Annotated in this window: 10 protein-coding genes; 5 read left to right on the forward strand and 5 right to left on the reverse strand. The window is 68.4% G+C overall.

Features of this window, described 5'->3' with window-relative positions; genetic code table 11:
* Positions 1–4: 4 nt before the first annotated feature.
* On the reverse strand, positions 5–1,348 hold the full coding sequence (locus OHT21_RS28285; protein ID WP_328771113.1) for a UDP-glucose dehydrogenase family protein: 1,344 nt from the start codon (positions 1,346–1,348) through the stop codon (positions 5–7).
* A gap of 228 nt (positions 1,349–1,576) precedes the next feature.
* Between OHT21_RS28285 and OHT21_RS28290 the strand changes: the two genes are divergently transcribed.
* Positions 1,577–2,734, forward strand: a complete 1,158-nt coding sequence (locus OHT21_RS28290; protein ID WP_328771114.1) for an acyl-CoA dehydrogenase — start codon at positions 1,577–1,579, stop codon at positions 2,732–2,734.
* Between the two features lie 47 nt (positions 2,735–2,781).
* On the opposite strand, the gene OHT21_RS28295 is transcribed toward OHT21_RS28290, so the two are convergent.
* Both OHT21_RS28295 and OHT21_RS28300 read right to left on the reverse strand, forming a co-directional pair.
* Positions 2,782–3,537 carry an SAVMC3_10250 family protein gene (locus OHT21_RS28295; protein WP_328771115.1) on the reverse strand — a complete coding sequence of 252 codons (756 nt, stop codon included), beginning with the start codon at positions 3,535–3,537 and terminating at the stop codon, positions 2,782–2,784.
* A 272-nt stretch (positions 3,538–3,809) separates the two neighbouring features.
* Complete coding sequence (locus OHT21_RS28300; RefSeq protein ID WP_328771116.1) at positions 3,810–6,200, reverse strand: excinuclease ABC subunit UvrA; 2,391 nt, start codon at positions 6,198–6,200, stop codon at positions 3,810–3,812.
* A gap of 294 nt (positions 6,201–6,494) precedes the next feature.
* On the opposite strand from OHT21_RS28300, the gene OHT21_RS28305 reads away from it, so the two are divergent.
* The 3 genes from OHT21_RS28305 (at position 6,495) to OHT21_RS28315 (ending at position 7,809) form a co-directional block, all read left to right on the forward strand.
* Positions 6,495–6,869: a helix-turn-helix transcriptional regulator gene (locus OHT21_RS28305; RefSeq protein ID WP_328774249.1), complete on the forward strand. Its 375-nt coding sequence runs from the start codon at positions 6,495–6,497 to the stop codon at positions 6,867–6,869.
* A gap of 10 nt (positions 6,870–6,879) precedes the next feature.
* A complete protein-coding gene (locus tag OHT21_RS28310) occupies positions 6,880–7,296 on the forward strand; it encodes a VOC family protein (RefSeq protein ID WP_328771117.1) in 417 nt (138 codons plus the stop codon).
* A 147-nt stretch (positions 7,297–7,443) separates the two neighbouring features.
* Positions 7,444–7,809 carry a four-helix bundle copper-binding protein gene (locus OHT21_RS28315; RefSeq protein ID WP_328771118.1) on the forward strand — a complete coding sequence of 122 codons (366 nt, stop codon included), beginning with the start codon at positions 7,444–7,446 and terminating at the stop codon, positions 7,807–7,809.
* Positions 7,810–7,885: 76 nt separating this feature from the next.
* Here the strand turns inward: OHT21_RS28315 and OHT21_RS28320 are convergent, their stop codons facing one another.
* Both OHT21_RS28320 and OHT21_RS28325 read right to left on the reverse strand, forming a co-directional pair.
* Positions 7,886–9,157 (reverse strand): LCP family protein, encoded by a 1,272-nt coding sequence (locus OHT21_RS28320; protein ID WP_328771119.1) that lies wholly within the window; start codon positions 9,155–9,157, stop codon positions 7,886–7,888.
* Between the two features lie 221 nt (positions 9,158–9,378).
* Positions 9,379–10,827 (reverse strand): LCP family protein, encoded by a 1,449-nt coding sequence (locus OHT21_RS28325; RefSeq protein WP_443050440.1) that lies wholly within the window; start codon positions 10,825–10,827, stop codon positions 9,379–9,381.
* 217 nt (positions 10,828–11,044) lie between these two features.
* Between OHT21_RS28325 and OHT21_RS28330 the strand changes: the two genes are divergently transcribed.
* Positions 11,045–12,067, forward strand: a complete 1,023-nt coding sequence (locus tag OHT21_RS28330) for a glycosyltransferase family 2 protein (RefSeq protein WP_328771122.1) — start codon at positions 11,045–11,047, stop codon at positions 12,065–12,067.
* The last annotated feature ends 9 nt before the right edge of the window (positions 12,068–12,076 follow it).

Raw genomic sequence — 12,076 nt, forward strand, 5'->3', positions numbered from 1 at the left:
GCGGTTAAGCCGCAGGCCGCCCCATCGCCCGGTACGTCCAGCCGGCCGCGCGCCACACCGTCGGGTCCAGGGCGTTGCGCCCGTCCAGGAGAAGCCGTCGCGATACGGACTCGCCCAGCACCGCCGGGTCCAGTTCCCGGAACTCGCGCCATTCGGTGAGGTGCAGGACGACATCGGCGCCCCGTACGGCCTCGATCGCGGAATCGGCGTAGCCGAGCGTCGGGAAGAGTCGCTGGGCGTTCTCCATGCCCTTCGGGTCGTACACCGTGACCTGGCCGCCCTGGAGGTGGATCTGCCCGGCGACATTCAGCGCGGGCGAGTCCCGTACGTCATCGGAGTCCGGCTTGAACGTGGCGCCCAGCACCGCCACCCGCTTCCCGAGGAAGGAGCCGCCTCCCAGCGCCTGACGCGTCAGCTCCACCATCTGCCCGCGCTGCCGCATGTTGATGGAGTCGATCTCGCGCAGGAACGTCAGCGCCTGGTCGGCGCCCAGCTCGCCCGCCCGCGCCATGAACGCCCGGATGTCCTTCGGCAGACACCCGCCGCCGAAGCCGATCCCCGCGCGCAGGAACTTCTTCCCGATCCGGTCGTCATACCCGATCGCCTCCGCCAGCTTCGCGACGTCACCGCCCGAGGCCTCGCACATCTCGGCCATGGCGTTGATGAAGGAGATCTTGGTGGCGAGGAAGGAGTTCGCCGAGGTCTTCACCAGTTCGGCGGTCGGGAAGTCCGTCACGACGAAGGGCGTGCCTTCGGCCAGCGGCGTCGCGTACACCTCGCGCAGCAGCTTCTCCGCGCGTTCGCTGCGCACACCGGCGACGATCCGGTCGGGGTGCAGCGTGTCCTTCACGGCGAGGCCCTCGCGCAGGAACTCGGGGTTCCAGGCGAGTTCGGCGTCCTCGCCGGCGGGCGCGAGTTCGGCGAGCGTACGGGCGAGCCGGTCCGCGGAGCCGACCGGAACCGTCGACTTGCCGACGACCAGGGCGGGGCCCTTCAGATGCGGGGCGAGCGAGGTGAATGCGGCATCCACGTACGACATGTCACAGGCGTACTCGCCATGCTTCTGCGGTGTGTTCACGCATACGAAGTGGATGTCACCGAACTCCGCGACCTCGGCCCAGTCCATCGTGAAGCGCAGCCGCCCGCTGGTGCCCTCGAACCCGGCGACATGCTTGCGCAGCAAGTCCTCCAGACCGGGTTCGTAGATCGGGACCTCGCCCCGCTGAAGCATCTCGATCTTCTCGGGAACGACATCGAGGCCGAGCACCTCGAAGCCGAGCTCGGCCATGGCCGCGGCGTGCGTGGCGCCGAGATAGCCGGTGCCGATCACGGTGATCTTCAGGGCCATGGGGTGCTCCAGTAGGTGGCGGGTGAGATGCGCTGCCTGAGCATAGTCGGGGGTGGCCGGAGGGTGGCTTGCGGCTCATCGGGCAACTCTCCGTTGCCGTCCCCGGTTGTTTGTCTGTCCCTTCTTTATCTGTCCCGCTGTCGCGAAGCTCACGTATCACTAGCGTGGACGGGCCCCTAAAATTTGAGTTACTTAACGGTAATTAGCGTCCTTGGAGCGTGAGATACCTTGGCCGGATCGGCTGATTTCGACCTGTACCGCCCGTCCGAGGAGCACGACATGCTCCGCGATACGGTCCGCGCCCTCGCGGAGGCGAAGATCGCGCCGTACGCCGCCGCGGTCGACGAGGAATCCCGCTTCCCGCAAGAGGCCCTGGACGCGCTGGTCGCCTCCGACCTGCACGCCGTCCACGTACCGGAGAGCTACGGCGGCGCGGGCGCGGACGCGCTGGCCACGGTGATCGTGATCGAGGAGGTGGCCCGCGTCTGCGCCTCCTCGTCCCTGATACCGGCCGTGAACAAGCTGGGCTCGCTCCCGGTGATCCTCTCCGGCTCGGAGGACCTCAAGAAGAAGTACCTGGGCCCGCTGGCCGCCGGCGACGGGATGTTCTCGTACTGCCTCTCCGAGCCGGACGCGGGCTCGGACGCGGCGGGCATGAAGACGAAGGCGGTGCGGGACGGCGACTCGTACGTCCTCAACGGCGTGAAGCGCTGGATCACGAACGCGGGCGTGAGCGAGTACTACACGGTGATGGCCGTGACCGACCCCACCAAGCGCTCGAAGGGCATCTCGGCCTTCGTCGTCGAGAAGTCGGACGAGGGCGTTTCCTTCGGCGCGCCGGAGAAGAAGCTCGGCATCAAGGGCTCGCCGACGCGCGAGGTGTACCTGGACAACGTCCGCATCCCCGCCGACCGCATGATCGGCGAGGAGGGCACGGGCTTCGCGACGGCGATGAAGACCCTGGACCACACCCGCATCACCATCGCCGCCCAGGCCCTCGGCATCGCCCAGGGGGCACTGGACTACGCCAAGGGCTACGTCCAGGAACGCAAGCAGTTCGGCAAGGCGATCGCCGACTTCCAGGGCATCCAGTTCATGCTCGCCGACATGGCCATGAAGATCGAGGCCGCACGTCAGCTGACGTACGCGGCTGCCGCCAAGTCGGAGCGCGGTGACAAGGACCTCACCTTCCAGGGGGCGGCGGCGAAGTGCTTCGCGTCGGACGTGGCGATGGAGGTCACCGTCGATGCGGTGCAGCTGCTGGGCGGATACGGGTACACGCGGGACTACCCCGTGGAGCGGATGATGCGGGACGCCAAGATCACGCAGGTGTATGAGGGGACGAACCAGATCCAGCGGATCGTGATGGCGCGCAACCTGCCGTAATCACTGGTGAGTTGACCGTCGAAGGGCGCCCGCCCAGCGGGCGCCCTTCAACGTGCGTATTCCACGGTGAGCGGACTGGCGACGAGGCATCGCGCATTCGTGTCCTTGGCCGGCAGGAGGGCCGTCACACGCGCGTATCCACGCATCCACGCGGCGGTCCCCGCCGGAGTCCGCGCGTCGATGGCGTGGAGCAGGTCACGTACGCCGCTCCCGCCCAGACCGTTGCCGCCGGTGGATGTGCCCTCGGGGGAGGCGACGGCTGTGTCGCCCCCCTCTTGTTCCGCCAGCGCCCTCACTACACGTCCGGCATTGGTCATGAACGTAGTGCCGGCGCTGTGGCCTCCCCCATCGAGCTCCTCAAGCGGCGGTCCGTCCACGGGCTCGGGCAAGTGCCCTACCAAGTGGCGAACCGAGCCATGCATCAACAGTCGGCAGCCGGTTGCACGCTCATGGTCCGGCTCTTCACCAGGGCCTGGGTCGGCAAAGAGCGTCAGGTGGCGGTATTGGCCCCTGAGCGTCACGCAGCGCAACGGTGCCTCGAACTGGACCCACTGGCCGGGCCGCAGATCCGGCTCGGCGAACCACCGCGCCAAGGTCGCGAGGTAGTTGTCCACTTCCTGGAGGTGTCGCAAGCGGCTGCGAGCGTCATCGGCTGTGGCGGCGTCGAGATCGACACCGCCGAGGGGCGTGTTCAGACGCAGTGCACTGGCCCTGGGCACACGACGGGGTGACGTAAGGAACTGGCGCAGCTTTCCGTCCGACAGATAGATGACCTCGCGCAACTCTGCCCCCAGTGTCGTCACCCTCGACTGCGTCGCCCATGATGCCATCCGGTGCCGGGCTCACTCGTTGCTTCAATTATCCAAGAGGGCACGTCAGTTCAGGGGCCGCGCGATTCGGAGAGCAGGTCACCACAGCCAGGGACAGATACGAGGGGCGGTCGAGGTAGAAGCCGAGTCAGAGCCAGGGAGGGCTTGAGCAGCCGTTACGCGGGTGAGGTAGATCGGTGGTGCATGACCGGTGGAGTCGGCTTCGAAGGGCGCCCAGCCACCGGGCGCCCTTCACCGGCCCCGCCTCAGCCGCCCACGTACTCCGCCAGATGCTCGCCCGTAAGCGTCGACCGCGCCGCGACCAAATCAGCCGGCGTCCCCTCGAACACAACCCGCCCGCCGTCATGCCCCGCACCCGGCCCCAGGTCGATGATCCAGTCTGCGTGGGCCATGACCGCCTGGTGGTGTTCGATGACGATGACCGACTTGCCGGAGTCGACCAGGCGGTCGAGGAGGCCGAGGAGTTGCTCGACGTCGGCCAGGTGGAGGCCGGTAGTGGGTTCGTCGAGGATGTAGGTGCCGCCCTTTTCGGACATGTGGGTGGCCAGCTTGAGGCGTTGGCGTTCGCCGCCGGAGAGGGTGGTGAGGGGCTGGCCGAGGGTGAGGTAGCCGAGGCCTACGTCGGTCAGGCGGTCGAGGATCTTGTGGGCGGCCGGAGTGCGGGCCTCGCCGGTGCTGAAGAACTCCTCGGCCTCGGTCACCGGCATCGCGAGGACTTCGCTGATGTCGCGGCCGCCGAGGCGGTACTCGAGGACCGAGGCCTGGAATCGCTTGCCCTCGCACTCCTCGCAGGGGGTGGCGACGGTGGCCATCACGCCGAGCTCGGTGTAGATGACGCCGGCGCCGTTACAAGTCGGGCAGGCGCCTTCGGAGTTGGAGCTGAACAGGGCCGGCTTGACGCCGTTGGCCTTGGCGAAGGCCTTGCGGATCGGGTCGAGAAGTCCGGTGTACGTCGCCGGGTTGCTGCGTCGCGAGCCCTTGATCGCGCCCTGGTCGATCGACACCACGCCCGCGCCCGAGGGGATCGAGCCGTGTACGAGCGAGCTCTTGCCGGAGCCGGCGACGCCGGTCACGACGGTCAGTACGCCGAGCGGGATGTCGACGTCGACGTTCTGGAGGTTGTTCGCGGTCGCGCCGCGGATCTCCAGCGCGCCGGTGGGCTTGCGCACCGTCTCCTTGAGCGTGGCCCGGTCGTCGAGATGGCGGCCGGTGATCGTGTCGCTGCCCCGCAGCCCCTCGACGGTGCCCTCGAAGCAGACGGTGCCGCCCGCCGTGCCGGCGCCGGGGCCGAGGTCGACGACATGGTCGGCGATCGCGATCGTCTCCGGCTTGTGCTCCACGACGAGCACGGTGTTGCCTTTGTCCCGCAGCCGCAGCAGCAGGTTGTTCATGCGCTGGATGTCGTGCGGGTGCAGACCGATGGTGGGCTCGTCGAAGACGTACGTGACATCCGTGAGCGAGGAGCCGAGGTGGCGGATCATCTTCGTACGCTGGGCCTCGCCGCCCGACAGCGTGCCCGCGGGACGGTCGAGCGAGAGATAGCCGAGGCCGATCTCCACGAACGAGTCGAGGGTGTGCCGCAGCGTGCCGAGCAGCGGCGCGACCGACGGTTCGTCGAGGCCGCCCACCCACTTGGCCAGGTCGTTGATCTGCATCGCGCAGGCGTCGGCGATGCTGATCCCCTTGATCTTCGAGGATCGGGCCGCCTCGCTGAGCCGGGTGCCGTCGCACTCGGGGCAGGCGGTGAAGGTGACCGCCCGGTCCACGAAGGCCCGGATGTGCGGCTGCATCGCCTCCCGGTCCTTGGCGAGCATCGACTTCTGCAGCTTGAGGATCAGGCCTTCGTACGTCAGGTTGATGCCGTCGACCTTGATCTTGGTCGGCTCCTTGTAGAGCAGGTCGTGCAGCTCGCGCTCGGTGAACTCGCGGATCGGCTTGTCCGGGTCGAAGAAGCCGCAGCCGCTGTAGATACGGCCGTACCAGCCGTCGGCGCTGTAACCGGGAACCTTGAACGGGCCTTCGTTCAGCGACTTGCTGTCGTCGTACATCGCGGTCAGGTCGAAGTCGGTGACCCGGCCCGTGCCCTCGCACTTCGGGCACATGCCGCCGGTGATCGAGAAGCTCCGCCGCTCCACTTTCTTGCCGGTACCGGTCTCGATCGTGACGGCGCCCTTCCCGCTGATCGAGGCGACATTGAAGGAGAAGGCCTGGGGCGAGCCGATGTGCGGCTGGCCGAGTCGGCTGAACAGGATGCGCAGCAGGGCGTTGGCGTCGGTGGCGGTGCCGACGGTGGAGCGGGAGTTGGCGCCCATCCGCTCCTGGTCGACGATGATCGCGGTGGTGAGACCGTCGAGTACGTCGACGTCGGGCCGCGCCAGGTTCGGCATGAAGCCCTGCAGGAAGGCGCTGTACGTCTCGTTGATCATCCGCTGCGACTCGGCGGCGATCGTGGCGAACACCAGCGAGCTCTTGCCCGAGCCGGAGACGCCGGTGAACACGGTCAGCCGGCGCTTGGGGAGCTCGACGCTGATGTCCTTGAGGTTGTTCTCGCGCGCGCCGTGCACGCGGATCAGATCGTGGCTGTCGGCGACGTGCGGCGCAGGCGACTGCGTGCCCGTGCTTGTGGCCCTGTTCATCGTGTCTCCGTCTTCTGTTGGACCCCTGTGAGGGGCTTCTGCTGGACGGGCCGTCGACGTGGTCTCGGTCGGCGTCGCCCCGGCTCGATCTGATCGGCTTTCTGGCAGTACGTCTGGTTCTACTTCGTCGGCGCTGTGCACGGCAACGGTTCGCCGCAATCCACAGGCTATGAGCGGCCCGGCCTCCCGCGCTTCTCGATTCCTGACCGGTCCGGCCGCCCACCATGGGAAACTGACCGGGTGAAACGGCCGGATCTCGACGACCTTGTCCGCCTACGGCGCGCCCGCGACCGTATGGACCGCGACTACGCCGAGCCGCTCGACGTCCCGGCGCTGGCGCGGGACGCCCTGATGTCGGCGGGCCATTTCTCCCGCAGCTTCCGCGCCGCCTACGGGGAGACCCCGTACAGCTATCTGATGACCCGCCGCATCGAGCGGGCCAAGGCGCTGCTGCGGCGCGGTGACCTCTCGGTGACCGAGGTCTGCTTCGCGGTCGGCTGTACGTCGCTGGGGTCGTTCAGCTCGCGCTTCAGCGAGCTGGTCGGCGAGAGCCCGAGCGCCTACCGGGCCCGTAACCACGACGACGGCGCGGCCATCCCGGCCTGTATCGCCAAGATCCACACACGACCGGTCAGGAATGGAGAAGCACCTCCAGCCGCCCGGTCGTAGCGTGAACGGCATGGACATCAAACTCTCCACATGCTTCATCGCCGTCGACGATCACGACAAGGCGATCGCCTTCTACCGCGACGTACTCGGCCTCGAAGTACGCAATGACGTCGGCTTCGAGGGGATGCGCTGGGTGACCGTCGGCTCGCCCACCCAGCCGGACGTGAACATCGTCCTGGAACCGGCCGCCGCCGACCCGAGCACCTCACCGGCCGACAAACAGGCCTTGGCGGAGCTGATGGCCAAGGGCCTGCTGCGCGGCGTCATCTTCGTGACGGACGACGTCGACGCCGCCTTCGAACGCATCAGCTCCGCGGGCGGCGAGGTGCTGCAGGAGCCGATGGACCAGCCGTACGGCGTCCGCGACTGCGCCTTCCGCGACCCCGCCGGCAACATGCTGCGTTTCAACCAGCCGCGCAAGGAGTGACTCCGCGGCAAGTGTGCTCTTGAGGGGCCTTGGCGGGCTTTGTGGTGGATTGATGGCGTCTGCCGGATGGCGCGCGGTGGGCAGCAGGCGTACCACGGAAGGGCATGGGGACCCGCTCCTGGGACCCCGACCCCTCTAGGAGGAGCCATGCAGCAGCAGCCCGAGACCATGAGCCCGATGAGCAAGGAGATGCAGGACTGCGTCGAGGCGTGCATGACGTGCCACAACGTGTGCGAGGAGACCATGAGCACCTGCATGCAGATGGGCGGCCAGGCCCAGATGCAGATCATGCGCGCGCTCATCGACTGCTCCGAGATGACGCGTATGTGCGCGGACATGATGATGCGCAGGTCGCCGATGTCGGCCGAGATGTGCGCCATGTGCGCGCGGGCGTGCGAGATGTGCGCGGAGGCGTGTATGGCGATGCCGGACGACGCGCAGATGATGCGCTGCGCCGAGGCGTGTCGCCGCTGCGCGCAGACCTGCCGCGCGATGTCCGGCGCCACGGCCTGAACACGCGAAAGCCCGCTTCCCAGGCATCCGTCAGGTGCCTGTGAAGCGGGCTTTGCCGTACGAGCCTTTGGGGCCCTTACTCCGTGACCGTCACCTTCTCGTCGTTCTTCAGCTGCTCCACCAGGGTCTTGAGCTTGGCCTCGTCCCACTGGAGGTTGCCGTTGGCGGCGTTGCCGGAGATGGGCATGTTCATGGACTTGCCCTCGCCGCCGGTGACGCCCTTCATGGCCCAGAACATGGAGGCCAGGTTCCACAGGGACATGTCCTTGTCGACGGTGAGGGTGTCGAGGCCGGCGCCCATGGTCGGGTAGAGCTTGAAGGGGTTCATGACCGTGGACGGCGTCGCCGTCTGGCTGGCGAGGGCCGCGAGGAACTTCTGCTGGTTCTTCGTACGGTCCAGGTCGCTGCCCTTGAGGGCGTATCGCGTACGGACGAAGGCAAGGGACTCCTCGCCGCTGAGGACCTGCTTGCCCTCCTCGAAGTCGGCGCCGGACTTGGTGTCCTTCATGCCGCCCGGGGGGATCGTGATCTCCACGCCGCCGATCGCGTCGACGATCTTCGCGAAGCCGGCGAAGCCGATCTCCGCGTAGTGGTCGATGCGCAGGCCCGTGTTGGCCTCGACGGTACGTACGAGCAGCTCGGGGCCGTCCTCCGCGTACGCCGCGTTCAGCTTCGTCTGGCGGCCGGTGCCCTCGTAGGTCTTTCCGGACTCGGAACCGACGAACGACGGGATCTCGACGTTCGAGTCACGCGGCAGTGAGATCATCGTGTTCCCGTTGTCGCCGACGTGCAGGATCATCATCGAGTCCGTGCGCTTGCCCTCGGCGGAGCCCGTACGGAGCCGCTTCTTCTCCTCGGCGGACAGGCCCTCGCGGCTGTCGGAGCCGACGATCAGGTAGTTCGTGCCCTCGCCCGCCTCGGGCCGCTCGATCACCTTGGACAGGTCGACCTCGCGCTTGAGCTTCGAGTCGGCCCAGAAGTACGTACCGATGGAGACCACGACCAGCAGTACGACCACGGTTATCGCTGTCCACTTGATCCGGCGGCCCCAGTTCGGCGCGGGACGGTGGCCGCGGGGCCCCGGTCCGTCGGGCCCTCCGCCGCCCGGCGAGCCGTACACCTGGCCGGTGTTGTAGTCGCTGTTGAAGTTGTCGTCGGGGTGCCCGTAGCCGTCGTCGTAGGTGGGCTGCGGTGGAACCCCGCCCCGTGGCGGCGCCGACGGGCCCACTCCCGGGCCACGCCCCACCTGTCGCATCACGCGCGCGCCCTCGGGCTGGGCGCTCGCGCTGCCGCGGCCGTAACGGTCGCCGCCGTTGTCTCCGTGCCATCCCTCGGGCCAATTGTTCATGCGCCCCAGTGTGCAGTGCTCAGCTGTCCGGCTTACAAGAGTCCACGGAAAATCACACCACCCCCGTTGCAAAGCTGATGCAAACCGGACCTTGCGGAGACTGACATAAAGAGAAACGGCCGGACAGAACAGTCTCCTCGACCGGAATGCAATATTCCGGCCAGGTCGAACAAGCCGGGCGGTCGCTTCCGGTCAAGTCCGATCGATTCGCGGCTCGGGCCTCACGGGCACCCCACCTCGTCCCCGGTGACCACTCCGGCCTCCCCGTGCCGCGCGTCCTCCGCCCGTACCTTCGTCACGCGCTGGAAGTCCGAGCCCGCGATCACCTTCAGCGTCGGGCCCTGGCCCTTGACCGCCCGCGACTGGCTGCCCGGCAGGGCCGCCGCCAGGGTCTTGGCGGAACGGTTCCAGCCGGGGTCGTACGTGATGAGGGTGCGCTCGACGGTGCGGTCGCGGGCGTTCTTCGGGGCGCCCGTCGTGTTGAAGCCCGTCGCGGACAGCGCGTCGTCGACGCGGCGGCCGAGGCGCGGCGTGGCCGTGCCGTTCTCGACCTGGACGCGGATCTGCTGCGGCGCCACGTCGACGCGTACGGCCTTGGAAGGGGAGTGATGCGGGGCCAGCGGCCGGTCCTCGCGCAGCGCTCGGAAGATCCGCTCCGACTTCTTCGCGTCCCACTTCAGCGTCGAGCCGATGCCCTTCACGGGGAACCCCATCCGCGCGATCGGGACGGTCGCGAACTCCGAGGACGACGGCGAGAAGTTCCGCATCGCCCACCCCAGATCGACCAGTTTGTCCGGGCCGAAGCCCTTGTCCGCCCGCACCGAGCCGAGCACGGCCTGCGTCACATCGCGGAACTTCATCGGGTTCAGCAGCACACCGGTCGAGGTGGCCCGCTCGACCAGCGCGGCCAGGAAACGCTGCTGGCGCTGCATCCGGCTGAGGTCGGAGGCGCCGTCGATGTGCCGGGAACGTACGTACTGGAGCGCCTGACCCCCGTTCAGGTCATGCGTCCCGGCGGGCAGGTTCAGTCGGGTGTACGGGTCCTTCAGCGGGCGCACCGTGCAGATCCGTACGCCGCCGAGCTCGTCCACCGTCCTGATGAAGCTGGTGAAGTCGATTTCCAGGTAGTGGTCGATCTTCACGCGGGTCATGTTCTCGACGGTACGCACGGTCAGTTGGGGCCCGCCCTCCGCGTATGCGGCGTTGAGCTTGAGCGCGTGCGGGCGGTGTCGTTCGCCGGTGGTGCGGTCGGTGTGCGCGGGCGTCTCGGCGTACGAGTCGCGCGGCAGGCTGACGACGCTGGCCCGCTTCCGGTCCTGCGAGATGTGCACGATCATCATGGTGTCCGTGCAGCGGCAGGGTGCGCCGCCGAGGTGGTACTTCGCACGCTCCGCCCTGCTGATCCGTTCGCGGCCGTCGGTGCCGACGACCAGGACGTTCATGCCGTCGCCCTGCTCGGGCCGGTTCTTCATGTCCTTGAAGGGGTCGACGCGGTCGATGTCGGCGTGGACGCCGGAGACCACCGCGTGCCCGATGCCGGCCGCCGCGAGCACCGCAACGGAGAGCGAGGTCACCGCCCGCATGGGCCACCCCGGCCGCCTGCGCCGAACGGGCGGCCGCGCTGGGCGCTGCCGCGGCGGGCGAGCGGGTCTGCGGGGCGGCGTGGGCAAGGGGGACACCTCCGCGTCGGCGGGTGTGGGGGACCGCTGAGAACGGTAGGCCCATACGATCTGCGGCCCGGCGCAGCAAGCCGGGCGGCGCGCGTCGGTGTCCCCCGTTCGCGGTAACGTACGGCCTGATGCCGCATTTCCCGGGGGCGCTGGGCCCGACAGCCGCTGCGCGGCGGGCCGGACCCCCTGCCGAAAAGACGAGAAGGAACCCCAGCACGTGAATTCCGACGGGCGCCTCCCCGCCGTATCCGTGATCATGCCCGTCCTCAACGAGGAGCGGCATCTGCGCGGAGCCGTCCAAGCGATCCTCGCCCAGGAGTACGACGGCGAGATGGAGGTCGTGATCGCCATCGGTCCCTCCTCGGACCGTACGGACGAGATCGCCGCCGAACTCGTACGGGAAGACCCTCGCGTGCACACCGTCCCGAACCCGACGGGCCGTACGCCCGCCGCCCTCAACGCCGCGATCAAGGCCTCCCGCCATCCGATCGTCGTCCGCGTGGACGGCCACGGCATGCTCTCGCCGAACTACATCGCCACGGCCGTACGTCTCCTGGAGGAGACCGGTGCGCAGAACGTCGGCGGCATCATGCACGCCGAGGGGGAGAACGACTGGGAGCGGGCCGTCGCGGCGGCGATGACCTCGAAGATCGGGGTCGGCAACGCCGCCTTCCACACGGGCGGTCAGGCGGGCCCGGCCGAAACGGTCTACCTCGGCGTCTTCCGGCGCGAGGCGCTGGAGCAACAGGGCGGTTACAACGAGGAGTTCATCCGCGCCCAGGACTGGGAGCTGAACTTCCGGATCCGTGAGGCGGGCGGGCTGATCTGGTTCTCGCCCGAGCTGAAGGTGTCGTACCGGCCCAGGCCTTCGGTGCGCGCGCTCGCCAAGCAGTACAAGGACTACGGGCGTTGGCGCCACGTCGTCGCCCGCTACCACGAGGGCTCCATCAACCTGCGCTACCTCGCGCCGCCGGTGGCGGTGTGCGGGATAGCGGCGGGCCTGGTGGCGGGCGCCGCGCTGACCCCCTGGGGATTCGTCATCCCGGGCGGCTATCTCGCGGCCATCGCCGCCGGTTCCGTACCGGCGGGCAAGGGCCTCCCGCTCAAGGCACGCCTGCAGATCCCCGTAGCCCTCGCCACGATGCACATGTCGTGGGGCTGGGGCTTCCTGACCAGCCCACGCTCACTGGCCAGGAAGGTCATCGCGTCCCGGCGGCCCGCGGTGCTCGCGGAGAGCTGAGCACCGGGG

The sequence above is a fragment of the Streptomyces sp. NBC_00286 genome (assembly GCF_036173125.1).
Classification (GTDB): domain Bacteria; phylum Actinomycetota; class Actinomycetes; order Streptomycetales; family Streptomycetaceae; genus Streptomyces.